This is a genomic window from Pseudomonas sp. HLG18 (assembly GCF_051903985.1).
GTDB lineage: Bacteria > Pseudomonadota > Gammaproteobacteria > Pseudomonadales > Pseudomonadaceae > Aquipseudomonas > Aquipseudomonas fluorescens_BT.
This window is the reverse complement of record NZ_CP195831.1, coordinates 5,151,805-5,176,272: the sequence shown is the minus strand read 5'-3', so window position 1 is coordinate 5,176,272 and position 24,468 is coordinate 5,151,805. Positions and strand designations below refer to the sequence as shown.

Annotated in this window: 22 protein-coding genes; 17 read left to right on the top strand and 5 right to left on the bottom strand. The window is 58.3% G+C overall.

The features are described 5' to 3' along the window. Window positions 1-60 precede the first annotated feature (60 nt). From glyQ to ACSPX5_RS23865, 4 genes are all read left to right on the top strand, one after another. Window positions 61-1,014 carry a glycine--tRNA ligase subunit alpha gene (gene glyQ / locus ACSPX5_RS23880; RefSeq protein WP_003187265.1) on the top strand — a complete coding sequence of 318 codons (954 nt, stop codon included), beginning with the start codon at window positions 61-63 and terminating at the stop codon, window positions 1,012-1,014. Continuing rightward, window positions 1,011-3,065, top strand: a complete 2,055-nt coding sequence (gene glyS, locus ACSPX5_RS23875) for a glycine--tRNA ligase subunit beta (RefSeq protein WP_169428220.1) — start codon at window positions 1,011-1,013, stop codon at window positions 3,063-3,065. Before glyQ ends, glyS begins: the two co-directional genes overlap by 4 nt. A 4-nt stretch (window positions 3,066-3,069) precedes the next feature. Next, a complete protein-coding gene (gmhB, locus tag ACSPX5_RS23870) occupies window positions 3,070-3,609 on the top strand; it encodes a D-glycero-beta-D-manno-heptose 1,7-bisphosphate 7-phosphatase (protein ID WP_169428219.1) in 540 nt (179 codons plus the stop codon). An 82-nt stretch (window positions 3,610-3,691) separates the two neighbouring features. After that, entirely contained in the window at window positions 3,692-4,471 is a 780-nt protein-coding gene (locus ACSPX5_RS23865) for a lysophospholipid acyltransferase family protein (RefSeq protein WP_169428218.1), read from the top strand. A 157-nt stretch (window positions 4,472-4,628) separates the two neighbouring features. Here the strand turns inward: ACSPX5_RS23865 and ACSPX5_RS23860 are convergent, their stop codons facing one another. Beyond that, on the bottom strand, window positions 4,629-6,170 hold the full coding sequence (locus ACSPX5_RS23860; protein ID WP_207865343.1) for a sensor histidine kinase: 1,542 nt from the start codon (window positions 6,168-6,170) through the stop codon (window positions 4,629-4,631). Window positions 6,171-6,335: 165 nt separating this feature from the next. Between ACSPX5_RS23860 and ACSPX5_RS23855 the strand changes: the two genes are divergently transcribed. Further along, window positions 6,336-7,055 (top strand): response regulator transcription factor, encoded by a 720-nt coding sequence (locus tag ACSPX5_RS23855; protein ID WP_169428216.1) that lies wholly within the window; start codon window positions 6,336-6,338, stop codon window positions 7,053-7,055. Window positions 7,056-7,117: 62 nt separating this feature from the next. On the opposite strand, the gene gyrB is transcribed toward ACSPX5_RS23855, so the two are convergent. From gyrB to dnaA, 4 genes are read right to left on the bottom strand one after another with little or no spacing between them, the layout of a single operon-like run. Further along, a complete protein-coding gene (gene gyrB / locus ACSPX5_RS23850; RefSeq protein ID WP_085686140.1) occupies window positions 7,118-9,535 on the bottom strand; it encodes a DNA topoisomerase (ATP-hydrolyzing) subunit B in 2,418 nt (805 codons plus the stop codon). A 5-nt stretch (window positions 9,536-9,540) separates the two neighbouring features. Beyond that, window positions 9,541-10,644: a DNA replication/repair protein RecF gene (gene recF, locus ACSPX5_RS23845; RefSeq protein ID WP_007911886.1), complete on the bottom strand. Its 1,104-nt coding sequence runs from the start codon at window positions 10,642-10,644 to the stop codon at window positions 9,541-9,543. Window positions 10,645-10,658: 14 nt separating this feature from the next. Continuing rightward, a complete protein-coding gene (gene dnaN, locus ACSPX5_RS23840; RefSeq protein WP_085733897.1) occupies window positions 10,659-11,762 on the bottom strand; it encodes a DNA polymerase III subunit beta in 1,104 nt (367 codons plus the stop codon). A 39-nt stretch (window positions 11,763-11,801) separates the two neighbouring features. Continuing rightward, complete coding sequence (gene dnaA / locus ACSPX5_RS23835) at window positions 11,802-13,325, bottom strand: chromosomal replication initiator protein DnaA (protein ID WP_085713096.1); 1,524 nt, start codon at window positions 13,323-13,325, stop codon at window positions 11,802-11,804. Between the two features lie 565 nt (window positions 13,326-13,890). On the opposite strand from dnaA, the gene rpmH reads away from it, so the two are divergent. From rpmH to atpE, 12 genes are all read left to right on the top strand, one after another. Continuing rightward, window positions 13,891-14,025 (top strand): 50S ribosomal protein L34, encoded by a 135-nt coding sequence (gene rpmH / locus ACSPX5_RS23830; RefSeq protein WP_003213577.1) that lies wholly within the window; start codon window positions 13,891-13,893, stop codon window positions 14,023-14,025. 16 nt (window positions 14,026-14,041) lie between these two features. Next, window positions 14,042-14,443 carry a ribonuclease P protein component gene (rnpA, locus tag ACSPX5_RS23825; RefSeq protein WP_042556900.1) on the top strand — a complete coding sequence of 134 codons (402 nt, stop codon included), beginning with the start codon at window positions 14,042-14,044 and terminating at the stop codon, window positions 14,441-14,443. Then, window positions 14,436-14,681, top strand: coding sequence for a membrane protein insertion efficiency factor YidD (yidD, locus tag ACSPX5_RS23820; RefSeq protein WP_010565858.1), 246 nt, complete (start codon window positions 14,436-14,438; stop codon window positions 14,679-14,681). The genes rnpA and yidD overlap by 8 nt, the downstream gene beginning before the upstream one ends. Window positions 14,682-14,683: 2 nt before the next feature. Beyond that, on the top strand, window positions 14,684-16,366 hold the full coding sequence (yidC, locus tag ACSPX5_RS23815; RefSeq protein ID WP_439820375.1) for a membrane protein insertase YidC: 1,683 nt from the start codon (window positions 14,684-14,686) through the stop codon (window positions 16,364-16,366). Between the two features lie 81 nt (window positions 16,367-16,447). Beyond that, window positions 16,448-17,818, top strand: coding sequence for a tRNA uridine-5-carboxymethylaminomethyl(34) synthesis GTPase MnmE (gene mnmE, locus ACSPX5_RS23810; protein ID WP_323159634.1), 1,371 nt, complete (start codon window positions 16,448-16,450; stop codon window positions 17,816-17,818). A 553-nt stretch (window positions 17,819-18,371) separates the two neighbouring features. Beyond that, complete coding sequence (mnmG, locus tag ACSPX5_RS23805) at window positions 18,372-20,270, top strand: tRNA uridine-5-carboxymethylaminomethyl(34) synthesis enzyme MnmG (protein WP_439820374.1); 1,899 nt, start codon at window positions 18,372-18,374, stop codon at window positions 20,268-20,270. Continuing rightward, window positions 20,267-20,911: a 16S rRNA (guanine(527)-N(7))-methyltransferase RsmG gene (rsmG, locus tag ACSPX5_RS23800; RefSeq protein WP_169432575.1), complete on the top strand. Its 645-nt coding sequence runs from the start codon at window positions 20,267-20,269 to the stop codon at window positions 20,909-20,911. Before mnmG ends, rsmG begins: the two co-directional genes overlap by 4 nt. An 18-nt stretch (window positions 20,912-20,929) precedes the next feature. Beyond that, complete coding sequence (locus ACSPX5_RS23795; protein WP_085713099.1) at window positions 20,930-21,727, top strand: ParA family protein; 798 nt, start codon at window positions 20,930-20,932, stop codon at window positions 21,725-21,727. A gap of 9 nt (window positions 21,728-21,736) precedes the next feature. Continuing rightward, on the top strand, window positions 21,737-22,609 hold the full coding sequence (locus ACSPX5_RS23790) for a ParB/RepB/Spo0J family partition protein (RefSeq protein WP_011336720.1): 873 nt from the start codon (window positions 21,737-21,739) through the stop codon (window positions 22,607-22,609). 148 nt (window positions 22,610-22,757) lie between these two features. Further along, on the top strand, window positions 22,758-23,165 hold the full coding sequence (locus ACSPX5_RS23785; RefSeq protein ID WP_003229783.1) for a F0F1 ATP synthase subunit I: 408 nt from the start codon (window positions 22,758-22,760) through the stop codon (window positions 23,163-23,165). A gap of 16 nt (window positions 23,166-23,181) precedes the next feature. Continuing rightward, window positions 23,182-24,051 carry a F0F1 ATP synthase subunit A gene (atpB, locus tag ACSPX5_RS23780; protein ID WP_439820373.1) on the top strand — a complete coding sequence of 290 codons (870 nt, stop codon included), beginning with the start codon at window positions 23,182-23,184 and terminating at the stop codon, window positions 24,049-24,051. Window positions 24,052-24,185: 134 nt separating this feature from the next. Next, window positions 24,186-24,443, top strand: a complete 258-nt coding sequence (gene atpE, locus ACSPX5_RS23775) for a F0F1 ATP synthase subunit C (protein WP_003097235.1) — start codon at window positions 24,186-24,188, stop codon at window positions 24,441-24,443. The last annotated feature ends 25 nt before the right edge of the window (window positions 24,444-24,468 follow it).

Below are 24,468 nucleotides of genomic sequence, written 5' to 3'. Positions count from 1 at the left end.
GCGACTGAATCGGGTATACTCCCGCTCTTTAAATCGCAGCCCAAGAAACAGGTGAATTTCGTGAGCCAGCCTACGCCAGCCGTGCGTACCTTCCAAGACTTGATCCTCGCGCTCCAGCAATACTGGGCCGAGCAAGGTTGTGTGGTACTTCAGCCCTACGATATGGAAGTAGGCGCCGGCACTTTCCACACCGCGACATTCCTGCGCGCCATCGGCCCGGAAACCTGGAACGCCGCTTACGTGCAGCCAAGCCGCCGTCCGACTGACGGCCGTTACGGCGAAAACCCGAACCGTCTGCAGCACTACTACCAGTTTCAGGTAGTCCTGAAGCCGAACCCGGACAACTTCCAGGAACTGTACCTGGGCTCCCTCAAGCATGTCGGCCTGGACCCGCTGGTCCACGACATCCGCTTCGTCGAAGACAACTGGGAATCGCCGACCCTCGGCGCCTGGGGTCTGGGCTGGGAAGTCTGGCTGAACGGCATGGAAGTGACCCAGTTCACTTACTTCCAGCAGGCGGGCGGCATCGAGTGCTACCCGGTGACCGGCGAGATCACCTACGGCCTCGAGCGTCTGGCCATGTACCTGCAAGGCGTGGACTCGGTCTACGACCTGGTCTGGGCTGACGGTCCGTTCGGCAAAGTGACCTACGGCGACGTGTTCCACCAGAACGAAGTGGAGCAGTCCACCTACAACTTCGAACACGCCAACGTCGACAAGCTGTTCGAACTGTTCGACTTCTATGAAAGCGAAGCCAAGCGCCTGATCGAACTCGACCAGCCGCTGCCGTTGCCAAGCTACGAAATGGTCCTGAAGGCCTCGCACACCTTCAACCTGCTGGATGCACGCCGGGCGATCTCGGTGACTGCGCGTCAGCAATACATTCTGCGCGTTCGCACCCTGGCGCGTTCCGTCGCCCAAGCCTACCTGCTAGCCCGCGCCAAGCTGGGCTTCCCGATGGCAACCCCGGACCTGCGTGACGAAGTACTGGCCAAGCTGGAGGCTGCACAATGAGTGCTCAAGATTTTCTGGTTGAACTGGGCACCGAAGAACTGCCACCCAAAGCCCTGAACACCCTGGCCGAAGCGTTCCTGGCCGGTATCGACAAGGGCCTGCAAGCTGCCGGCCTGAATTACGAGACCAAAACCGTCTACGCCGCGCCGCGTCGTCTGGCTGTGCTGATCACCGCGCTGGCCACCCAGCAGCCGGATCGCAGCATCAACCTCGACGGCCCGCCACGTCAGGCGGCGTTCGATGCCGACGGCAACCCGACTCAAGCGGCACTGGGCTTTGCCAAGAAGTGCGGCGTCGAGCTGAGCGAAATCGATCAGAGCGGTCCGAAACTGCGCTACAGCCAGAACATCGCCGGCAAGCCGACCGCCAGCCTGTTGCCGACCATTGTCGAAGACTCGCTGAACGACCTGCCGATCCCGAAACGCATGCGTTGGGGTGCTCGCAAGGAAGAGTTCGTACGTCCGACCCAATGGCTGGTGATGCTGCTCGGCGACCAGGTCATCGACTGCACGATCCTCGCGCAGAAGGCTGGCCGTGAATCCCGTGGCCACCGTTTCCACCACCCGCAAAGCGTGCGCATCGGTTCGCCGTCGAGCTACCTGGCCGACCTGCGTGCCGCCTACGTGCTGGCCGACGCCAACGAGCGTCGCGAGATCATCAGCAAGCGCACCGAAGAGCTGGCGACCCGTCAGGAAGGCACCGCGATCGTGCCGCCGGCGCTGCTCGACGAAGTGACTGCGCTGGTCGAGTGGCCGGTGCCGCTGGTGTGCTCGTTCGAGGAACGTTTCCTCGACGTGCCGCAGGAAGCGCTGATCACCACCATGCAGGACAACCAGAAGTACTTCTGCCTGCTGGATGCCGACGGCAAGTTGCTGCCACGCTTCATCACTGTGGCCAACATCGAATCCAAAGACCCGCAACAGATCATCGCCGGTAACGAGAAGGTGGTTCGCCCACGTCTGACCGACGCCGAGTTCTTCTTCAAGCAGGACAAGAAGCAGAAGCTCGAAGCGTTCAACGATCGCCTGCAGAACGTGGTGTTCCAGGAAAAACTCGGCAGCGTCTACGACAAGGCCGAGCGAGTTTCCCGACTGGCGGCTTACATCGCGGCGCGCATCGGCGGCAACGCTTCGTGGGCTGCCCGCGCAGGTCTGCTGTCCAAATGCGACCTGGCCACCGAAATGGTCGGCGAGTTCCCGGAGATGCAAGGTGTCGCCGGCTACTACTACGCCCTCAATGACGGCGAGCCGCAAGACGTTGCGCTGGCGCTGAACGAGCAATACATGCCACGCGGTGCCGGCGCTGAACTGCCAGCCACTCTGACCGGTGCGGCCGTGGCCATCGCCGACAAGCTCGACACCCTGGTCGGCATCTTCGGCATCGGCATGCTGCCGACCGGCAGCAAAGACCCGTATGCCCTGCGCCGTGCGGCACTGGGCGTGCTGCGGATCCTGATCGAGAAACAACTGGATCTGGACCTGAACGACGCCGTGGCGTTCGCCGTGAATGCCTTCGGTGCCAAGGTCAAGGCTGCCGGCCTGAACGACGCGGTACTGGAATTCATCTTCGACCGTCTGCGTGCGCGTTACGAAGACGAAGGCGTGGATGTCGCCACCTACCTGTCGGTACGTGCCCTGAAGCCGGGTTCGGCGCTGGACTTCGACCAGCGTGTGCAAGCGGTTCAGGCCTTCCGCAAACTGCCGGAAGCGGCAGCCCTGGCGGCGGTGAACAAGCGTGTGTCGAACCTGCTGAGCAAAGTCGAAGGCTCGGTGCCGACCGACGTTCAGGCCAAGTACTTCGACAATGCCAACGAGTTCTCGCTGTACTCGGCGATCCAGCAGGCTGACCAGGCTGTACAGCCAATGGCTGCTGCGCGTCAGTACAACGAATCGCTGGCACGCCTGGCCGCCCTGCGCGAGCCGGTCGACGCGTTCTTCGACGCGGTGATGGTCAATGCCGAAGACGCGAATGTGCGGGCCAACCGTTACGCGCTGCTGGCGCGTCTGCGTGGCCTGTTCCTGGGCGTTGCCGACATTTCGCTGCTGGGTTGAGGGATTGCTGTTGAAACTGCTGATTCTCGATCGGGACGGAGTGATCAATTACGACTCCGACGCTTACATCAAGTCGGTGGAGGAGTGGATTCCGCTGCCCGGCTCGATCGAAGCGATTGCGCAGTTGAGCAAGGCCGGCTGGACGGTGGCGGTCGCCACCAACCAGTCAGGCATTGCTCGCGGCTACTACGACCTCGTTACCCTCGATGCCATGCACGCGCGCCTGCGCACGCTGGTGGCGGAGCAGGGCGGTGAAGTCGGGCTGATCGTGTATTGCCCGCATGGACCGGACGAGGGTTGCGACTGCCGCAAGCCGAAACCCGGCATGTTGAAAACCATTGCGCAGCATTACAACGTGGCGCTGACGAATGTCTGGTTCGTCGGCGACAGCCTTGGTGACCTGGAGGCCGCCAAAGCCGTCGATTCACAGCCCGTTTTGGTAAAGACCGGGAAAGGCGAAAAGACTCTGGGCAAGACCCTTCCGGTCGGCACCCTGATTTTTGACGATCTGGCGGCGATTGCCGCAGAACTTATCCACAACTAGAGTACTTCTGAAGTTCCTGACCAGGGATTGATCGGGAGTGCGCTTGAACAGTCGGGCATCGCCCGTAACGGTAAACGTCGCCATGTCGATACTGCAGGCCATCAGAATCTTCCTCTTTTACCTGCTGCTGGGCACCACCGCTCTGCTGTGGTGCAGCCTGAGCTTTTTTATTGCGCCCTTTCTGCCGTTCAAGGCGCGCTATCGCTTCATCAATGTGTACTGGTGCCGTTGCGCCTTGTGGTTGACCAAGGTGTTCCTCGGTATCCGTTACGAAGTCAAAGGCGCGGAAAACGTGCCTGACCGGCCCTGCGTGATTCAGTCGAACCACCAGAGCACCTGGGAGACGTTCTTTCTCTCCGCTTATTTCTCGCCCTTGAGCCAGGTGCTCAAGCGCGAATTGCTGTATGTGCCGTTCTTCGGCTGGGCCATGGCCATGCTGCGGCCGATCGCCATTGATCGCGACAACCCGAAAGCCGCCCTCAAGCAGGTCGCGGCGAAGGGTGATGAACTGCTCAAGGACAATGTCTGGGTGCTGATCTTCCCTGAAGGCACTCGCGTTCCCCACGGCACCATCGGCAAGTTCTCCCGCAGTGGCAGCGCATTGGCGGTGAATGCGGCACTTCCAGTGCTGCCGATTGCGCACAATGCCGGCAAGTTCTGGCCGAAAATCGGCTGGGGCAAAAAACAGGGTGTGATCACCGTGGTCATCGGTAAACCGATGTATGCCGAAGGATCCGGCCCCCGCGCCATCGCCGATCTGAACGACCGGGTGCAGGCTTGGAACGAGCAGGCTCAACGGGAAATGGGTTCGTTGCCACCGGCACCACAAGCCCCGGCAGCCAGCGATCAACTGACTGTCTGAATTTTGTGGATAACCTGTGTACGGTTTGTTGGCAATATTCCAAAAACGTCAATTAAGTTACTGATTTTTATATATATTTCTGAAGCTGATAAAACACCGTAAAAGGTGCATAAGTTTTTTTCGGAAGTAAGAAAACCGGCTGATATAGCCGGTTTTTTTATGCCTGCTCTTCGGCGATCAGCGGCAGCTCCAGGCGGAATGTGGTGCCCTGATCGATAACGCTGAGGCATTCGATCCGCCCACCGTGGTGATCCACCACGGCCTTGACCATCGATAACCCCAGCCCCACGCCATCAATGCCCTTGGCCGAAGAAAACCGCCGATATTGGCTGAACAGATCAGGCAGTTCTTCAGCCGCAATGCCTTTGCCCTGATCGGTCAGTTCGCATTGCAGCCAGTCATCGTGGCAGCGAATACGTAACCTGACCATGGACCCGACCGGGCTGTACTTGATCGCGTTTTCCAGCAGATTGAACAACGCCCGGGTCAGCAAGCCCTGGTCCGCCAGCACCAGACGCTCCTGAGATTGTTCGTCCATATCGTTAAGCAGCTCGATGCGCTTCTGCTGGGCGATGGGCAGCGCCTGATCCAGGACGTCCATTACCAGCATCGCAAACAGACTCGGCTGGAACTGATAGGCCTTGGATTCGGCCCGAGCCAGCAATACGAAACCATCGGTCAACTCCAGCGCTCGCCGCACCTGGCGTTCAATCTGCTCGAACAACGGCGAATCTGTCCCGGCCTGATGCCGGTGTACGTCGAGCAGAGCGAGAATCGCCGAATGCGGGGCGCGCAGATCGTGGGACAGAAAGCGCAGCAGCACGCCGCGCTGTTCTTCAGCGGCACGCTCGGCACTCAGATCGGTAAGGCTCAGCAGCCAGCCAATCGGCGTGTCGCCGTCCACCGGTAACAATGCTGCACGTTCCAGCCGCAGGCTGCGCTCCTTGTGATCTCGGAACTCCACTAGAGGCAGGTCGGACAACAGTGGACGCGACGCTGTGGATAAATCCGGATAGCCAAGACTCGCCAATCGATCGAGGACTTCATCACCGACCAGATCACTGCCGAACAAGTCACGCGCCTTGCGGTTACCCAACAGGATCTGACCTTTTGGATCACTGATCAGGGTCGCGACCGGCAGATATTCCAGGCCATCGGCGATGAAGCGACGGGTGTCACGGGTACGGCTCATGGCTTGCTCAAGGGCCATGATCTGGCCTTGCAATCGGTCGCCACTGGCAAATTGTGTACGGCGACGTTCGGGGAACACCTTCGGTTCATCGTCCAGCCGTGACAATTCCCAGCCGAAGTAAGTCAGCACGACACTCAGCCGTCGCCAGTTCCAGATCAGATAACCGAACAGCATTCCCAGCACTGCTGGCGTAGGGGACCACCAACGCTGAACTTCAGCCAGGCCTGCGCTGGTCAGCAGCACGCCAACCATGCCGATCAGAGTGAGCCAAAGCGCCAGGCGCGGTCGCCACAGCAACAATCCCAACACAATGGCCACCAGCACGGTGGACAGCACTGCGCTGGTGACAGGCGCCGGATCATGCAGATTGATCTGCGCCCGCCAGGACAACAATGCAGTCAGCGGCAACAGCACTAGACTTATCCACACCCACTCGCGCACCAGTTGCCGAAACAGGCGTTGAACCTGACTTTGCACACGGCTTTCGTGGCGGCGTCGGTTAATCATGGAAAACAGGGCAGGGCGGGTTGAATGGTTTCATAGGCGACAGGTCTGAGGACGTGGACCCGAAGAATCATAGCGGCTCGACCCAGGGTGTGCCGCTTACTTTCACTGCTTTGGTCAAGCCTCTGGTGTTGACCACCCATTACCAAGCGACAAGGAATCCCGCGTATGCGCGTTGCGATACTGGACGATGAACCCGCCGAATTGCGCCGGGTCGAGCAGACCCTGCAACAAATGGCCGAGGCCGGCGAACAACCCTGGTCGCTGCACAGTTTCGAACGCGCCGAAGACCTGCTGCGGCAACTGCGCCGGGAAACCTTCGACCTGCTGATCCTCGACTGGCAACTGCCCGACCTCACCGGGCTGGCACTGCTGCGCTGGACCCGCGAACACATGGAAGCGCCGCCGGCGGCCATCATGTTGACCAGTCGCGACGGCGAGAGCGATATCGTCCAGGCATTGAATGCAGGAGCCGACGATTATGTCAGCAAGCCCTTTCGTCCAAACGAGTTGAAGGCTCGAGTCACCGCCGTACTGCGCCGGCACAGCCATCAACGCCCATCCGTCGCCAATGTTCTGCGTTTCAATGATCTGGTGTTCGACGACGCCGAGCTGACCGTCACCCGCGAAGGCAAGCCGATCATGATGACCGAGCGCGAGTATCGGCTCGCACATTGCCTGTTCAGCAACCTCGGCCGGCCGTTGTCACGGGACTACCTGTACGAAAGGTTTTGGCCCCATGAAGAAATGGCCTCATCGCGGCCGCTGGATACTCATATCTATCGGCTGCGTAACAAGCTGGGGCTGACGGCGGATCGGGGTTGGCAGTTGCTGACGATTTATGGGTATGGGTATCGGTTGGAGAGCGTGGTGTCTGCCGGCGAGTGAACCGCAGGCAACAAAAAAGGCCAACGCGGATGCGTTGGCCTTTTCGTTGGTGCCGACCCGAATCAGAAATCCAGGTTGGAAACCGCCAGAGCGTTGCTCTCGATGAAGTCACGGCGTGGTTCGACCGCATCACCCATCAGGGTGTTGAAGATCTGGTCTGCACCGATGGCGTCTTCGATGGTGACTTTCAGCATGCGGCGCACGCTTGGGTCCATGGTGGTTTCCCATAGCTGATCAGGGTTCATTTCGCCCAGACCTTTGTATCGCTGAATGGTATGGCGCTTGGTGCTTTCGGCCATCAGCCAGTCCAGGGCTTCCTTGAACTCGGTGACCGCTTTCTTGCGCTCGCCACGCTGGATGTACGCACCTTCGTCGAGCAGGGTGCTCAGTTGAGCGCCGAGGGTGACGACGGTCTTGTAGTCGTTGCTGCCGAAGAAGTCGCGGTTGAAGGTGACGTAGTTCGACAGGCCGTGGGAGATCAGTTCGACCTCCGGCAGCCACACGCCACGTTCACGGTCTTCACGCAGGCTGGCCTTGTAGACCAGGCCGGACTTCTCGACGGTGCGCAGACGAACTTCGTACTGGGCCAGCCAGTCTTGCATCTTGGCGTGGTCGCCGAGCATTTCCAGGCTTACGGCCGGCAGGTAGATGAAGTGCTCGGTCAGCTCCTGCGGGTACAGACGCGACAGACGCTTGAGGGTCTTCATCACCATACGGAAGTCGTTCACCAGACGTTCCAGCGCTTCGCCGGAAATACCCGGGGCGTCTTCGTTCAGGTGCAGGCTCGCATCTTCCAGGGCCGACTGCGTCATGTACTCTTCCATGGCGTCGTCGTCTTTGATGTATTGCTCTTGCTTGCCTTTCTTGACCTTGTACAGCGGCGGCTGGGCGATGTAGATGTAGCCGCGCTCGATCAGCTCCGGCAACTGACGGAAGAAGAAGGTCAGCAGCAGGGTACGGATGTGCGAACCGTCGACGTCAGCATCGGTCATGATGATGATGTTGTGATAACGCAGCTTGTCGATGTTGTACTCTTCGCGACCGATACCGCAGCCCAGCGCGGTGATCAGGGTGCCCACTTCCTGGGACGAGATCATCTTGTCGAAACGGGCTTTCTCGACGTTGAGGATCTTGCCCTTCAGCGGCAGGATGGCCTGGGTCTTGCGGTTACGTCCCTGCTTGGCAGAGCCGCCCGCGGAGTCACCTTCCACGAGGTACAGTTCGGACAGCGCCGGGTCTTTTTCCTGACAGTCAGCAAGCTTGCCCGGCAGGCCGGCGATGTCCAGCGCGCCTTTGCGGCGGGTCATCTCACGGGCCTTGCGCGCCGCTTCACGGGCACGGGCGGCGTCGATCATCTTGCCGACGACCAGCTTGGCTTCGTTCGGATTTTCCAGCAGGAAGTCGGAGAAGTATTTGCCCATTTCCTGTTCGACCGCGGTCTTCACTTCGGAAGACACCAGCTTGTCTTTGGTCTGGGAGCTGAACTTCGGATCCGGCACCTTCACCGAGATGATCGCGGTCAGGCCTTCACGGGCATCGTCACCGGTGGTGGCGACTTTGTGCTTCTTCGCCAGACCTTCCTGCTCGATGTAGTTGTTCAGGTTACGCGTCAGTGCGGAACGGAAGCCCACCAGGTGAGTACCGCCGTCGCGCTGCGGAATGTTGTTGGTGAAGCACAACAGGTTCTCGTTGAAGCTGTCGTTCCACTGCAGGGCGATTTCCACGCCGATGCCGTCTTCACGCTGGATGTTGAAGTGGAACACCTGGTTGACCGCAGTCTTGTTGGTGTTCAGGTATTCAACGAATGCACGCAGGCCGCCTTCATACTTGAACAGCTCTTCCTTGCCGCTGCGCTCGTCCTTGAGGACGATGCCGACACCGGAGTTGAGGAAGGACAGCTCACGAATGCGCTTGGCCAGGATGTCCCAGCTGAAGTGAATGTTCTTGAAGGTTTCCTTGGAAGCCTTGAAGTGGATCTGGGTACCGGTGGTTTCGCTGTCGCCAACGATCGCCATCGGTGCCTGAGGTACGCCGTGGACGTAGGTCTGTTCCCAGATCTTGCCGCTGCGGCGAACGGTCAGGACCAGCTCTTCGGACAGCGCGTTCACTACCGAAACACCTACACCGTGCAGACCGCCGGATACCTTGTAGGAGTTGTCGTCGAACTTACCGCCGGCGTGGAGGACGGTCATGATGACCTCGGCGGCGGAAACGCCTTCCTCTTTGTGCACGTCGACCGGGATGCCACGGCCGTTGTCTTTGACGGTGATGGACTCATCCGGGTGGATGATGATGCTGATGTCGTCGCAATGGCCGGCGAGGGCTTCGTCGATCGAGTTGTCGACCACCTCGAACACCATGTGGTGCAGACCGCTGCCATCGTCGGTGTCACCAATGTACATACCGGGACGTTTGCGCACGGCATCCAGGCCTTTCAGCACTTTAATGCTCGATGAGTCGTACGTATTTTCTTCGCTCAATGCCTTCACTCCCGATGGTCGTGGGTCTGGGTGATACGGCCCTGTTCCACGTGGAACAGAGCGACTGGCGTTTCCGTCTGCCAGCCTTCCCTCAATAATTCGTGATCTACACAGGTGATAAAGACCTGGCAGCGTAAGTCTTCCAGCAAGCGGCACAGCGCGCGACGGTGGCTCTCGTCCAGTTCGGACGGCAAGTCATCCACCAGATAAATACACTGGCCGCGTCGGGCCTGGCTCACCAGATGCCCCTGGGCAATGCGCAAGGCACAAACCACCAGCTTCTGCTGACCCCGGGACAAGATGTCCGCGGCATTGTGAGCGCCCAATCGAAGACGCAAGTCAGCACGTTGCGGTCCGGCCTGGGTATGACCCATTTGCTGGTCCCGCTGCAGGGATCCGGCAAGTACGGCACTCAATTCCCGGTCCTTGTCCCAGCCTCGGTAATAGCTGAGCGTCAAACCTTCGAGCTCAACCAGTTCGCTCAAGGTTTGTTCAAAGACTGGTTTCAAGGCTTTGATGTAAGCGCGGCGGTATTCATCGATTTCAGCGCTGGCCTGGCACAGTTCCCTGTCCCAAACCGCTTGCGAAACGGCGTCAAGTGTACCATGTCGCAGCCAGGAGTTTCTCTGGCGCAAGGCCTTCTGCAACCGCTGCCAGGTAGCCATGAACCGTGGCTCGACGTGGAACACACCCCAGTCGAGGAATTGCCGGCGAATCTTCGGTGCACCTTCCAGCAGGCGGAAGCTGTCCGGGTTGATCAACTGCAGCGGCAGAATCTCCGCCAGTTGCGCGGCACTGCGGGCGTTCTGGCCATCGATGCGAATCTGAAACTCGCCCTGGCGATCGCGAGAGATCCCCAATGCGCTGTGGCCACCTTCGGCAAGCTCGACCTGACCGAATACGGTACAGGCGAGTTGCTCATACTGGATGACGGGCAACAGTCGGGTGCTGCGGAACGAGCGGGCAAGCCCCAGCAGGTGAATGGCTTCCAGAACACTGGTTTTGCCGCTGCCGTTGGCGCCGTAAAGAATGTTGATTCGGGGGGAAGGGGAGAAGGTCACCGGGTGCAGATTGCGCACCGCGGTGACCGAGACGCGACTTAGCGACATCCAGAGTCAGCTGATTACAGACGCATCGGCATGACAACGTAAGCCGAATCGTCGTTGTCGGACTCTTGCACCAGCGCACTGCTGTTGGAGTCAGACAGGATCAGGCGAACCTGCTCGGTGGTCATCACGCCCAGCACGTCGAGCAGATAGCTCACGTTGAAGCCGATTTCCAGAGAGCCGCCGTTGTATTCCACGCCCACTTCTTCTTCCGCTTCTTCCTGCTCGGGGTTGTTGGCCTGGATTTTCAGCTGACCACTGGCCAGTTGCAGACGAATGCCGCGGTACTTCTCGTTGGACAGAATCGCGGTACGGCTGAACGCTTCGCGCAGCGCCTGGCGATCGCCCAGAACCAGTTTGTCGCCGCCCTTCGGCAGAACACGCTCGTAGTCAGGGAATTTGCCGTCGACCAATTTCGAGGTGAAGGTGAATTCTCCGGTGGTCGCGCGGATGTGGTGCTGACCCAGGACGATGCTGACGTTGCCGTCCGGCTCGGTGAGCAGACGCGCCAGTTCGAGAATACCTTTGCGCGGCACGATCACCTGGTGGCGATCCTGCTGACCGATGTCGGCCTGCATCGAGCACATGGCCAGACGGTGACCGTCAGTGGCCACGGCGCGGATCACACCGGTCGACACTTCCAGCAACATGCCGTTGAGGTAGTAACGCACGTCCTGTTGGGCCATGGCGAAACTGGTGCGTTCGATCAAGCGACGCAGCTTGCTCTGATCCAGGCTGGTAGTCAGCGAACCCGGGCCTTCTTCCACAGTCGGGAAGTCATTGGCCGGCAGGGTCGACAGGGTGAAGCGGCTACGGCCGGCCTTCACCACCAGCTTCTGCTCGTCGACCTTGATATCGATCAGGGCATCGTTCGGCAGGCTCTTGCAAATGTCCATCAGCTTGCGCGCCGGCACGGTGATGGAGCCTGTTTCAGCCGGCTCTTCGAGTTGCACGCGACCGACCAGCTCGACTTCCAGGTCGGTACCGGTCAGCGACAGTTGCTGGCCATCGACAACCAGCAGCACGTTGGACAGTACCGGCAAGGTCTGTCGGCGCTCGACGACGCCTGCGACCAGTTGCAGGGGTTTCAACAGGGCTTCGCGTTGAATGGTGAAATGCATGGTCTAGTCCCTTGCCTTAATAAGCTGCGCTGGTGTTCATCAAGTGGTCAGTGTACGCAGCAGGTTCTTGTAGTCCTCGCGGATGTCCGCGTCGGATTCCTTAAGTTCGTTGATCTTGCGGCAGGCATGCAACACCGTCGTGTGGTCGCGACCGCCAAACACATCGCCGATTTCCGGCAGGCTGTGGTTGGTCAGTTCCTTGGACAGTGCCATGGCCACCTGACGCGGACGAGCAACCGAGCGCGAACGGCGCTTGGACAGCAAGTCGGAGATCTTGATCTTGTAGTACTCGGCGACGGTGCGCTGAATGTTATCCACAGAGACCAGTTTGTCCTGCAACGCCAGCAGGTCTTTCAGGGATTCGCGGATCAACTCGATGGTGATGTCGCGGCCCATGAAGTGCGAGTGGGCGATCACGCGTTTCAGCGCGCCTTCCAGCTCACGGACGTTGGAGCGAATACGCTGGGCAATGAAGAATGCAGCATCGTGAGGCAGCTCGACTTTGGCCTGGTCGGCCTTCTTCATCAAGATGGCCACACGGGTTTCCAGCTCCGGCGGCTCGACGGCGACCGTCAGGCCCCAACCGAAGCGGGATTTGAGGCGCTCTTCAAGGCCTTCGATTTCTTTCGGGTAGCGGTCACTGGTGAGAATGACCTGCTGACCACCTTCCAGCAGGGCGTTGAAGGTGTGGAAAAACTCTTCCTGGGAACGCTCCTTGCGGGCGAAGAACTGAATATCGTCGATCAGCAGGGCGTCCACCGAACGGTAGAAACGCTTGAACTCGTTGATCGCGTTCAGTTGCAGCGCCTTGACCATGTCGGCCACGAAACGCTCGGAATGCAGGTACACGACCTTGGCATTCGGATTCTTCTTTAATAGGTGGTTACCCACCGCATGCATCAAGTGCGTTTTACCCAGACCGACGCCGCCATAAAGGAAGAGCGGGTTGTAGCCGTGCTTCGGGTTGTCTGCCACTTGCCAGGCCGCCGCACGGGCGAGCTGGTTGGATTTACCTTCGACGAAGTTTTCAAAGGTGAAGGTGCGGTTCAGGTAGCTGGTGTGCTTGAGCGCGCCTTCGACCTGCACGGTGCGCTGTTCGGCACGCACTGGTGCTTGCTGGGAAGCAGCGCCCGCCATCGGATCGAAGCTGTCGCGGGACGGCTCTTCGCTGACTTCCTCGGTTTTCTGCGTCGCGCGCTTGGCCGGGGTTGGAGCTGGCGCTGGTGCCGGAGCGCTGACGGGGGCGGCATTGGCCTGAGCCAGTGAAGCAGCAGCGGCGGCCAATGGCGCATTGGGCGCGGCACGCGGCGCAGAGCTGCGCTTGCTGCCTATTAATAAGGAGAGCGACGGCGCGAGGCCATTGCCATGCTCATCCAGCAGTTCAAGGACGCGCCCCAGGTACTTTTCGTTGACCCAGTCCAGAACAAAACGGTTCGGTGCGTAGACACGCAACTCGTCGCCTTCGGCTTCGACCTGTAACGGACGGATCCAGGTGTTGAATTGTTGGGCCGGCAGCTCTTCGCGCAAAAGCTCCACGCACTGCTGCCAAAGTTCCACTGACACGGAAATCCCCTAATTGAAAGCCGGTGAGGCAAAAACAAGCGGCCATTGTAGCGGCCGGACGTTCACTTATCCACATGCAGGTTGCCCGGTAGACATGATTTATCAATGCCTTAACCAATGAAAAAGCGACCAGCGGTGTGTGAATAAGCTCTGTGGATAACCGTAGCTGAGGGCACTGGACAACTGGGGGCGAAACTCGGTGGATAAACCGCCTGTGGATAACAGCACTTTCCACACACAGGTTATCCGATAGCGCAGCACAGGCTGAACACGGTTTTCCACTGTAGTTGTCATTCTCTGTACATCGCGTGGAACAAGGCCTAAGAGCAGTTACCCACAGAAGGTGGCGGTCCTAGCTTTTACAAGCTTTACAGAAAAGCTTTAAATAATTCCCTTCTTTATTTTTATGTCTGGCAGACAAGGTTTCGAGCTTCGGGGCATCAGAGATCTATTTATAAGGAAACGCTGGTTGGAAATTGACCTATGGACTTGCTTTCTCTAGAATCCCCGGTCTCTTAAAACGGGGGCCATTCCGGCCCGTTGTGGACGAACCAGGTAACACGACATGAAACGTACTTTCCAACCAAGCACTATCAAACGCGCTCGTACCCACGGTTTCCGTGCTCGCATGGCTACCAAGAACGGTCGTGCCGTACTGTCGCGTCGTCGCGCCAAAGGCCGCGCACGTCTGGCAGTTTGATAATCCGGCACTGGAGGTGAGTCAGGACTTCAGTCGGGAAAAGCGTCTGCTTACTCCCCGGCATTTCAAGGCAGTCTTTGACTCCCCTACCGGCAAGGTTCCGGGGAAAAATCTCCTGCTCCTTGCGCGCAACAACGATCTCGATCACCCCCGTCTAGGACTGGTTATCGGGAAAAAGAGCGTAAAGCTCTCCGTCGAGCGCAATCGTCTCAAACGTCTTATGCGCGAATCGTTTCGCCTGCACCAGGATTCACTGGTCGGCTGGGACATCGTTATCGTCGCGCGCAAAGGTTTGGGCGATGTAGAAAACCCCGAATTGATTCAGCATTTCGGCAAACTCTGGAAGCGTCTGGCACGCAACAATCCGGTACCAGCAGTCAAAACCGAAACTGTAGGGGTAGACAGTCCAGATGCGTAAACTGGCACTCGTTCCGATCCAGTTTTACCGCTACGCCATTAGTCCTCTGATGGCCGACCACTGTCGTTTCTACCCCAGTTGTTCCTGCTACGCGTTGGAAGCCATCGAAAATCATGGCCTTCTGCGCGGTGGCTGGCTGACCTTTCGTCGTTTAGGTCGCTGTCATCCGTGGAATCCCGGTGGTTATGACCCGGTTCCACCTATCCCTACCTCCCGTTCTTCTTCGATGGCCGAGTAATCATGGATATCAAACGCACGATCCTGATCGTCGCCCTGGCAATCGTGTCCTACGTCATGGTTCTTAAATGGAACCAGGATTATGGCCAGGCTGCCCTGCCGACTCAGAATGTTGCTTCCAGTACGACTGCATCCGGTTTGCCGGACACCGTTCCTGGCAATAACTCTTCCGCCAGTGACGATATTCCGCATGCCGCAAGCGATACCAGCGCACCTGCAGAAGCACCGGTCGCTGCCAGCAAGGATCTGATCCAGGTCAAAACCGATGTGCTCGATCTCGCGATCGATCCACAGGGCGGTGACGTTGCGCAACTGACCTTGCCACTGTATCCACGTCGTCAGGATCGTCCGGATGTTCCGTTCCAGCTGTTCGACAACGGCGGCGAGCGTACTTATCTGGCTCAAAGCGGTCTGATCGGCACCAACGGTCCGGACGCCAGCCCGGCCGGTCGTCCGGTTTACGCGTCGGAGAAGAAAAGTTATCAACTGGCTGACGGTCAGGACCAATTGGTCGTCGACCTGAAATTCAGCAAGGACGGCGTCAACTACATCAAGCGTTTCACTCTGAAGCGCGGACTGTATGACGTGACCGTGACCTACCTTGTGGATAACCAGAGTGCTCAACCCTGGACCGGTTCGATGTTTGCGCAGTTGAAGCGTGACAACAGTGCCGATCCTTCGTCGACCACAGCTACCGGTACCGCGACTTACCTGGGCGCCGCCCTGTGGACAAGTTCCGAGCCGTACAAGAAAGTGTCCATGAAGGACATGGACAAAGGTCAACTCAAGGAAACCGTTACCGGTGGTTGGGTAGCCTGGCTGCAACACTACTTTGTGACGGCATGGGTTGCTCCGAAGGGCGAAAACAATATCGTCCAGACCCGTAAAGACAGCAAAGGCAACTACATCATCGGTTACACCGGTCCTTCCCTGACCGCTGCGCCGGGTGCAAAAGTTGAAACCAGCGCCATTCTTTACGCAGGCCCGAAAAGCCAGGCGGTTCTGAAAGAGTTGTCCCCAGGTCTGGAACTGACCGTCGACTACGGCATTCTGTGGTTCATTGCCCAGCCGATCTTCTGGCTGCTGCAACATATCCACGCCATCGTCGGCAACTGGGGCTGGTCGATCATCTTCCTGACCATGCTGATCAAAGGGATCTTCTTCCCGCTGTCGGCCGCCAGCTACAAGTCGATGGCCCGCATGCGCGCCGTAGCACCGAAACTGGCTGCACTGAAAGAGCAACATGGCGATGACCGGCAGAAAATGTCGCAAGCCATGATGGAGCTGTACAAGAAAGAGAAGATCAATCCGCTGGGTGGCTGCTTGCCGATCCTGGTGCAGATGCCGGTTTTCCTTTCGCTGTACTGGGTTCTGCTGGAAAGCGTTGAAATGCGCCAGGCGCCTTTCATGCTGTGGATTACCGACCTGTCGATCAAGGATCCGTTCTTCATCCTGCCGATCATCATGGGCGCGACCATGTTCATCCAGCAGCGTCTGAACCCGACTCCTCCGGATCCGATGCAGGCCAAAGTGATGAAAATGATGCCAATCATCTTCACCTTCTTCTTCCTGTGGTTCCCGGCGGGTCTGGTGCTGTACTGGGTTGTGAACAACTGCCTGTCGATTGCTCAACAGTGGTACATCACGCGTAAGATTGAAGCGGCGACGAAAAAAGCCGAGGCGTAACTTACTCTGTGGATAACACCACTCAAAACGCCCCCTAGTGGGGCGTTTTGCTATCTGCCATTTTTGTCTGGATACCGGTTTATGAGCGCACCTCGTGAAACCATCGCAGCCGTTGCCACAGCTCAGGGCCGTGGCGGCGTGGGCATCGTTCGAATTTCCGGGCCGCTGGCCAGCGTCGCGGCCAAAGCCATCAGCGGCCGTGATTTGAAACCCCGGTTTGCCCACTACGGTCCCTTCCTCACTGAAGATCAACAGGTGCTGGATGAAGGTCTGGCACTGTATTTCCCCGGGCCGAACTCGTTCACCGGCGAAGATGTGCTTGAACTCCAGGGTCACGGTGGACCGATCGTCCTGGACATGTTGCTCAAGCGTTGCCTGGAACTGGGTTGCCGTCTGGCCCGGCCGGGTGAATTCAGCGAGCGCGCCTTCCTCAATGACAAACTCGACCTGGCTCAGGCCGAGGCCATCGCCGACCTGATCGAAGCCAGTTCTGCACAGGCTGCACGTAATGCCTTGCGTTCCTTGCAGGGTGCATTTTCCCAACGTGTGCATAACCTCACCGAACAGCTGATCGGATTGAGGATTTATGTCGAAGCAGCCATCGATTTTCCGGAAGAAGAAATCGACTTCCTCGCCGATGGCCATGTGTTGAGCATGCTCGACAAGGTCCGTGACGAGTTATCCACCGTATTGCGCGAAGCGGGCCAAGGTGCATTGCTGCGTGACGGCATGACAGTGGTGATCGCCGGTCGTCCGAATGCCGGCAAATCAAGTCTGCTCAATGCACTGGCCGGTCGAGAAGCTGCCATCGTGACGGAAATCGCCGGCACGACCCGGGATATCCTGCGCGAACATATCCACATCGATGGCATGCCGCTGCATGTCGTAGACACCGCCGGATTGCGCGATACCGACGACCATGTGGAAAAAATCGGTGTAGAACGTGCGTTGAAAGCCATTGGCGAAGCCGATCGGGTACTGCTGGTGGTTGATGCCACGGCTCCGGAAGCGGCCGATCCTTTCGCATTGTGGCCCGAATTCCTTGAAACCCGGCCAGATCCGGCAAAGGTCACCCTGATTCGCAATAAAGCAGATCTCACCGGTGAAGCGATTGCCCTGGAAGTCAGCGACGATGGCCACGTAACCATCAGCCTGAGCGCCAAGGCTGCCGGCGAAGGTCTTGATCTGTTGCGCGATCACCTGAAGGCCTGCATGGGTTACGAGCAGACTTCGGAAAGCAGCTTCAGCGCACGCCGTCGCCACCTGGAAGCATTGCGTCACGCCAGCGCGGCCCTGGAACACGGTCGTGCACAGCTGACTCTGGCAGGGGCTGGCGAACTATTGGCAGAAGATCTGCGTCAGGCTCAGCAGTCCCTTGGGGAAATTACCGGAGCGTTCAGCTCCGATGATCTGCTCGGGCGGATCTTTTCCAGTTTCTGCATCGGTAAATAACCCTTCTGTTGTCCACAGACAGGTCCATTGGCGACCTGTCTGGTTCTCCTCTTCCCATTCCTTTCCTTCCAGTGCCGGGCAGATTCCTTCTCCCTGAGCGGATTTCCCCTGTCCGCTACGTGCTCGTTCATTCGATTTCTGTGGATTAAGCCCTGTGAATAACTGCCGCTGAGGGCAGTTGATAACAGGGCCAGAAAACTGAACATAACTGCCTCTGTGGATAACAACCCCATTCATCCACAGGCTTACACCGGTTATCCAAGGGCCTCATTGCTACATGGCCACAGGGTTTTGAATCTCTGTACACATTGAAAATAAAGGCATGTAGAGATCTATCCACAGAAATCATGGGCAGTAAGAATAAGCTTTAAAACAAAGGTTTTATAAATTTCTCTCTTTTTTATTCTTTTAACCGCGAGTTCTCCACAGCTGGTTAAATTTTGTGCAAAGGGTTCTTTAGGAAGGGCGAAGTCCCTATACTTGTCGACCAGGTCCAGAAACCTGATCTCAAACTATTCCTGAATTACCTACTTAAGCAGGCACGAGGTGCGTGGTGGATTTCCCTTCCCGTTTTGAAGTGATCGTCATCGGCGGCGGTCATGCCGGTACCGAGGCAGCACTGGCCTCAGCACGCATGGGTGCAAAAACCCTTCTGCTGACGCACAACGTGGAAACCCTCGGTGCCATGAGTTGCAACCCGGCCATCGGCGGCATTGGCAAAAGCCATCTGGTCAAGGAAATCGATGCCCTCGGTGGTGCGATGGCCACGGCCACCGATCTGGGCGGTATCCAGTTTCGCGTGTTGAACAGCCGCAAAGGCCCGGCCGTGCGTGCAACACGTGCACAGGCCGACCGGATTCTTTACAAGGCCGCTGTCCGCGAAATTCTGGAAAACCAGCCGAACCTGTGGATATTTCAGCAGGCCGCCGACGACCTGATCGTCGAGCAGGAACAAGTACGCGGTGTTGTCACGCAAATGGGTCTGCGTTTCTTTGCCGATTCCGTGGTGTTGACCACCGGTACCTTCCTCGGCGGACTTATCCACATCGGTTTGCAGAATTTTTCCGGCGGTCGCGCCGGTGATCCGCCGTCGATCGCCCTTGCGCATCGTCTGCGTGAATTGCCGCTGCGCGTCGGTCGCCTGAAAACCGGTACGCCACCTCGTATCGACGGCAAGTCTGTGGATTTCTCGGTGATGACCGAGCAACCTGGCGATACGCCGATCCCGGTGATGTCGTTCATGGGCAACAAGGAACAACATCCGCGGCAAGTCAGTTGCTGGATTACCCACACCAACGCCCGCACCCACGAAATCATCGCGGCGAACCTCGATCGTTCGCCGATGTATTCGGCAGCAGGCGAGATCGAAGGCATCGGTCCGCGTTACTGCCCGTCGATCGAAGACAAGATCCACCGCTTTGCAGACAAGGAAAGCCATCAGGTATTCATCGAGCCGGAAGGCCTGACCACCCATGAGCTGTATCCGAACGGGATATCCACAAGCCTGCCGTTCGACGTGCAATTGCAAATCGTGCAATCGATCCGCGGCATGGAAAACGCGCACATCGTGCGTCCGGGTTATGCGATCGAGTACGACTACTTCGATCCGCGCGACCTGAAGTACAGCCTGGAAACCAAAGTCATTGGTGGTCTGTTCTTCGCTGGCCAGATCAACGGCACCACCGGTTACGAAGAGGCCGGCGCCCAGGGTTTGCTCGCCGGTGCCAACGCCGCATTGCGCGCCAAGGGCCAAGAAGCCTGGTGCCCGCGTCGCGATGAAGCGTACATCGGGGTATTGGTCGACGACCTGATTACCCTCGGTACCCAAGAGCCGTACCGCATGTTCACTTCCCGTGCCGAGTACCGCCTGATCCTGCGTGAGGACAACGCCGACCTGCGTCTGACCGAAAAAGGTCGCGAACTGGGTCTGGTCGATGACGCGCGTTGGGCAGCGTTCTGCAAGAAGCGCGAAAGTATCGAACTCGAAGAGCAGCGCCTGAAAAGCACCTGGGTTCGCCCAGGCACTGCCCAGGGCGATGCGATCGCGGAAAAATTCGGTACACCGCTGACTCACGAATACAACTTGCTCAATCTCTTGAGCCGTCCGGAAATCGACTACGCTGGTCTGGTCGAAGTGACCGAACAGGGGGCCGAAGATCCACAGGTTGCCGAACAGGTCGAGATCAAGACCAAGTACGCCGGTTACATCGACCGCCAACAGGACGAAATCGCCCGTCTGCGTGCAAGCGAAGACACGAAGCTGCCTGTGGATATCGATTACACCAACATTTCCGGTCTATCCAAGGAGATCCAGAGCAAGCTTGGCGCCACGCGTCCAGAGACGCTTGGCCAGGCTTCGCGGATCCCGGGTGTAACCCCGGCAGCGATTTCGCTGTTGATGATTCATTTGAAAAAACGCGGCGCGGGCCGTCAGTTGGAGCAAAGCGCTTGAGTTCTAAGGTCACTTCGCAACACGCCGAAGAGTTATCCACAGGAGCCCGCGAGCTCGGTGTCAATCTCACTGAAACCCAGCACGCATTGCTGCTGGGTTATCTGGCACTGTTGATCAAATGGAACCAGGCCTACAACCTGACCGCCGTTCGCGATCCCGACGAAATGGTTTCCCGGCACTTGCTTGATAGCCTCAGCGTGATGTCGTTCATCGAAAACGGCCGCTGGCTGGACGTCGGCAGTGGCGGTGGCATGCCGGGGATCCCTCTGGCGATCCTGTATCCGGACTCGCAAGTGACCTGCCTGGACAGCAACGGCAAGAAAACCCGCTTCCTGACCCAGGTCAAACTGGAACTCAAACTGGACAACCTGCAAGTTATCCACAGTCGCGTCGAAGCATTCCAGCCTGCCCAGCCATTCAACGGGATCATCTCCCGGGCGTTCAGCAGCATGGAGAACTTCACCAACTGGACTCGCCACCTGGGCGATGCCGATACACGCTGGCTGGCAATGAAGGGCGTCCATCCGGCCGATGAGCTGGTAGCATTGCCGGCAGACTTCAAACTCGATAGCGAACACGCCCTGGCCGTACCCGGTTGCCAAGGCCAACGCCATCTGCTGATACTGCGCCGCACGGCATGATTGGGAACACAAGCAAGAATGGCTAAGGTATTCGCGATAGCGAACCAGAAGGGTGGTGTGGGCAAGACCACCACCTGCATCAACCTCGCAGCATCCCTGGTCGCGACCAAGCGCCGGGTGCTGTTGATCGATCTCGATCCACAGGGCAACGCCACCATGGGTAGCGGTGTGGATAAACATGGCCTGGAAAACTCGGTCTACGACCTGCTGATCGGCGAATGCGATCTGGCGCAGGCCATGCACTTCTCGGAACACGGCGGTTATCAACTGCTGCCCGCCAACCGCGACCTGACGGCCGCCGAAGTGGTGCTGCTGGAAATGCAGATGAAGGAGAGCCGTCTGCGCAGCGCGCTGGCGCCGATCCGTGAAAACTACGATTACATTCTGATCGACTGCCCGCCGTCGCTGTCGATGCTCACGCTGAACGCACTGGTCGCCGCTGACGGGGTGATTATCCCCATGCAGTGCGAATACTTTGCGCTCGAAGGTCTGAGCGACCTTGTGGATAACATCAAGCGCATCGCCGAACTGCTGAACCCGAACCTGAAGGTCGAAGGTCTGCTGCGTACCATGTACGACCCACGCCTGAGCCTGATGAATGATGTATCGGCCCAGCTCAAGGAACACTTCGGCGATCAGCTGTACGACACGGTGATCCCGCGCAACATTCGCCTGGCCGAAGCACCGAGCTACGGCATGCCGGCGCTGGCTTACGACAAGCAATCGCGTGGCGCGCTGGCCTATCTGGCCCTGGCGGGCGAGATGGTTCGCCGTCAGCGCAAAAATTCACGCATCGCCGCTGCCCAGCCAACTTAAGGAATCCCCATGGCCGTCAAGAAACGAGGTCTCGGACGAGGACTGGATGCACTGCTGAGCGGTCCGACTGTCAGCTCGCTGGAAGAACAAGCGGCGCAGGCTGACAGCCGTGAGTTGCAGCACCTGCCGCTGGACCTGCTGCAACGCGGCAAGTATCAGCCACGCCGGGACATGGATCCGCAGGCGCTGGAAGAGCTGGCGCAGTCGATCAAGGCTCAGGGCGTGATGCAGCCGATCGTGGTTCGCCCGATTGGTGGTGGCCGATTTGAAATCATTGCCGGTGAACGTCGCTGGCGCGCCAGCCAGCAGGCCGGGCAGGAAACCATCCCGGCCATGGTCCGTGATGTGCCGGATGAAACCGCGATCGCCATTGCACTGATCGAGAACATCCAGCGCGAAGACCTGAACCCGATCGAAGAAGCGGTGGCCCTGCAGCGCCTGCAGCAGGAATTCCAGCTCACTCAGCAACAGGTGGCCGAGGCTGTGGGTAAGTCCCGCGTCACCGTGGCCAACCTGTTGCGCCTGATTGCGCTGCCGGAAGTCATCAAGACCATGCTGTCCCACGGCGACCTGGAAATGGGTCATGCCCGTGCATTGCTCGGTCTGCCGGACAATCAGCAGGTGGAAGGGGCGCGACATGTTGTCGCACGCGGTCTCACCGTGCGCCAAACTGAGGCACTGGTTCGTCAGTGGTTGAGTGGCAAACCCGAGCCTGTGGAACCTGCAAAACCGGACCCGGATATCGCTCGCCTCGAGCAACGTCTGGCCGAGCGCCTAGGCTCTGCGGTGCAGATCCGCCACGGGAAGAAGGGAAAGGGTCAGTTGGTGATCGGTTACAACTCCCTCGATGAGCTTCAGGGTGTGCTTGCACACATCCGCTGAAACAATTCCTCTTGTAGCGCGCAGTCGGAAATCACTACCTGACAGTTGAATAGGGGCAGAACCGCCCCTATACTCTGCGCGCATTTTGTCGGCACAAATTATGCCAAGTTATTGAATTTCGGCAGCCGACCATTGGAGAGCAAAAGTGATGGAAACCCGCAAGCCAAACCGCCTGCCGTTCCATCGCCTGGCGGTTTTTCCGGTGTTGATGGCTCAATTTGTCATTTTGCTCATTGCCGCTTTGGCGCTCTGGCAATGGCACGGAGTCGTTGCCGGATACTCGGGACTTTGCGGAGGCCTGATAGCCTTGCTGCCCAATGTTTATTTCGCTCACAAGGCATTTCGGTTTTCCGGCGCCCGAGCAGCCCAGTCCATCGTCCGGTCTTTCTATGCCGGCGAGGCAGGCAAACTGATTTTGACGGCAGTGCTGTTTGCACTGGTGTTTGCAGGTGTGAAGCCACTGGCGCCGATCGCTGTATTCGGCGCCTTCGTGCTGACTCAGTCGGTCAGCTGGTTCGCTCCCCTGCTGATGAGAACAAGACTTTCGAGACCTTAGGGCGTTTGAGGCAACCATGGCAGAAACAACCGCTTCGGGCTATATCCAGCACCACTTGCAGAACCTGACCTTCGGTCAGCTACCCAACGGCGGCTGGGGCTTTGCCCACACCGCAGCAGAAGCCAAGGAAATGGGCTTCTGGGCTTTCCACGTCGATACCCTCGGCTGGTCGGTCGCGCTGGGTCTGATCTTCGTCCTTCTTTTCCGCATGGCGGCCAAGAAGGCGACTTCCGGTCAGCCGGGGGCACTGCAGAACTTCGTTGAAGTGTTGGTCGAATTCGTCGATGGCAGCGTGAAAGACAGCTTCCATGGCCGTAGCCCGGTGATCGCACCGCTGGCACTGACCATCTTCGTCTGGGTGTTCCTGATGAACGCCGTCGACCTGGTACCGGTCGACTGGATTCCTCAGCTGGCCATCCTGATCTCCGGCGACCACCACATCCCGTTCCGTGCCGTGTCGACCACCGACCCGAACGCGACTCTGGGCATGGCGTTCTCGGTTTTCGCACTGATCATTTTCTATAGCATCAAGGTCAAGGGCCTCGGCGGCTTCATCGGCGAGCTGACCCTGCACCCGTTCGGCAGCAATAACATCTTCGTTCAGGCGCTGCTGATCCCGGTGAACTTCCTGCTGGAATTCGTGACCCTGATCGCCAAACCGATCTCTCTGGCTCTGCGTCTGTTCGGCAACATGTATGCCGGCGAACTGGTGTTCATCCTGATCGCTGTGATGTTCGGCAGCGGCCTGCTCTGGCTCAGCGGCCTGGGCGTTGTTCTGCAGTGGGCGTGGGCTGTGTTCCACATCCTGATCATTACCCTGCAGGCGTTCATCTTCATGATGCTGACCATCGTCTACCTGTCGATGGCGCACGAAGAAAACCATTAAGACCAGTCTCGACTAGTCTGATGTCCTTCCCGGTAAAACGGGGAGGGGCTCCTCACGGGGCACCATGAAACGATTTGTTTTACCGCTTTAATCTAAAAAACCTAAACCATACGACGTAAAAGTCGGGAGGAAAGATGGAAACTGTAGTTGGTCTAACCGCTATCGCTGTTGCACTGTTGATCGGCCTGGGCGCACTGGGTACCGCAATTGGTTTCGGCCTGCTGGGCGGCAAGTTCCTGGAAGGCGCAGCGCGTCAGCCAGAAATGGTTCCAATGCTGCAAGTTAAAATGTTCATCGTTGCCGGTCTGCTCGACGCCGTAACCATGATCGGTGTTGGTATCGCTCTGTTCTTCACCTTTGCGAACCCGTTCGTTGGTCAGATCGCTGGCTAATTACCCGGATTCTTCCGAGTAATTT

Bases quoted from the DNA above. Each gene is read 5' to 3' on its own strand.
- recF (WP_007911886.1), bottom strand. From the start codon at position 10,644: ATGTCGCTAAGTCGCGTCTCGGTCACCGCGGTGCGCAATCTGCACCCG.
- rpmH (WP_003213577.1), top strand. From the start codon at position 13,891: ATGAAACGTACTTTCCAACCAAGCACTATCAAACGCGCTCGTACCCAC.
- mnmE (WP_323159634.1), top strand. From the start codon at position 16,448: ATGAGCGCACCTCGTGAAACCATCGCAGCCGTTGCCACAGCTCAGGGC.
- atpB (WP_439820373.1), top strand. From the start codon at position 23,182: ATGGCAGAAACAACCGCTTCGGGCTATATCCAGCACCACTTGCAGAAC.
- ACSPX5_RS23785 (WP_003229783.1), top strand. From the start codon at position 22,758: ATGGAAACCCGCAAGCCAAACCGCCTGCCGTTCCATCGCCTGGCGGTT.
- ACSPX5_RS23790 (WP_011336720.1), top strand. From the start codon at position 21,737: ATGGCCGTCAAGAAACGAGGTCTCGGACGAGGACTGGATGCACTGCTG.
- ACSPX5_RS23855 (WP_169428216.1), top strand. From the start codon at position 6,336: ATGCGCGTTGCGATACTGGACGATGAACCCGCCGAATTGCGCCGGGTC.
- ACSPX5_RS23795 (WP_085713099.1), top strand. From the start codon at position 20,930: ATGGCTAAGGTATTCGCGATAGCGAACCAGAAGGGTGGTGTGGGCAAG.
- ACSPX5_RS23865 (WP_169428218.1), top strand. From the start codon at position 3,692: ATGTCGATACTGCAGGCCATCAGAATCTTCCTCTTTTACCTGCTGCTG.
- atpE (WP_003097235.1), top strand. From the start codon at position 24,186: ATGGAAACTGTAGTTGGTCTAACCGCTATCGCTGTTGCACTGTTGATC.
- yidC (WP_439820375.1), top strand. From the start codon at position 14,684: ATGGATATCAAACGCACGATCCTGATCGTCGCCCTGGCAATCGTGTCC.
- dnaN (WP_085733897.1), bottom strand. From the start codon at position 11,762: ATGCATTTCACCATTCAACGCGAAGCCCTGTTGAAACCCCTGCAACTG.
- glyS (WP_169428220.1), top strand. From the start codon at position 1,011: ATGAGTGCTCAAGATTTTCTGGTTGAACTGGGCACCGAAGAACTGCCA.
- yidD (WP_010565858.1), top strand. From the start codon at position 14,436: ATGCGTAAACTGGCACTCGTTCCGATCCAGTTTTACCGCTACGCCATT.
- ACSPX5_RS23860 (WP_207865343.1), bottom strand. From the start codon at position 6,170: ATGATTAACCGACGCCGCCACGAAAGCCGTGTGCAAAGTCAGGTTCAA.